1 protein-coding gene is annotated in these 704 nt (G+C 47.4%); it reads right to left on the bottom strand.

All coding sequences use genetic code 11. The features are described 5' to 3' along the window. Positions 1-680, bottom strand: a 680-nt coding sequence (locus R7R78_RS26370; protein WP_225474641.1) for a CpsD/CapB family tyrosine-protein kinase, incomplete at its 3' end; no start/stop codon positions are given. Between the last annotated feature and the right edge of the window lie 24 nt (positions 681-704).

Genomic DNA, 704 nt, shown 5'->3' on the forward strand with positions numbered 1-704 from the left:
ATAAACAGTTCACTTTTTTTAATCTGCTGGGCCAGTTTGTCTTTCCATTTTTTCGGTAGAAAACGCAGCTTTTCGACTTGGTGAATTAGCTCGTCTTTTAGGCTCGGAGTGTGTTTCATGTTTAGCACCGAGCCAATCAGATTGGCATCGCTTGCTTCAAGCAGCTTTTTGGCTTGCTCAAGTTGCGTGGTCGTCGTAGACCCGTAATGAGCAACCAGAAGCGTTGCATCACAAACTCCCGCGATGACTTGCGGTGGAATGTTACTCTTATTCACACTGAGCAACGGAGAGGTGTCGATGACAATGCGATCATACTGAGATAACCATGTCTCGATGTTTTTCCTCAGTGCGGTTGGATCTCGATACGCCAGTTTGGTGCTTACCAACGACGGGGCAGGCAATCCCACCAGCGTTTGGTGCGCATCTTCGCGCGTAATTAAATGACCGACATTTGCGTCATCATCAAACTCGTGCACCGTGTGATACGCGGGTTTGAATAAGTTCAAGTCCACATATAACGTACTGTAACCTGCTAGGATAAGGCGCTCGGCAAGAGAAGAGGCGACAGACGTAACGCCTTCTTCAGATTTACAGCCCACCACGCAAATCGATCTGTGACCCTTTTGTTCACTTTGCAGATAGATTTGCTCGATTTCAGCATGAGTCGCAGGAATGGTCATTACAGCGCTCCTATTAACACGATG

The sequence above is a fragment of the Vibrio sp. 2134-1 genome (genome assembly GCF_033339495.1).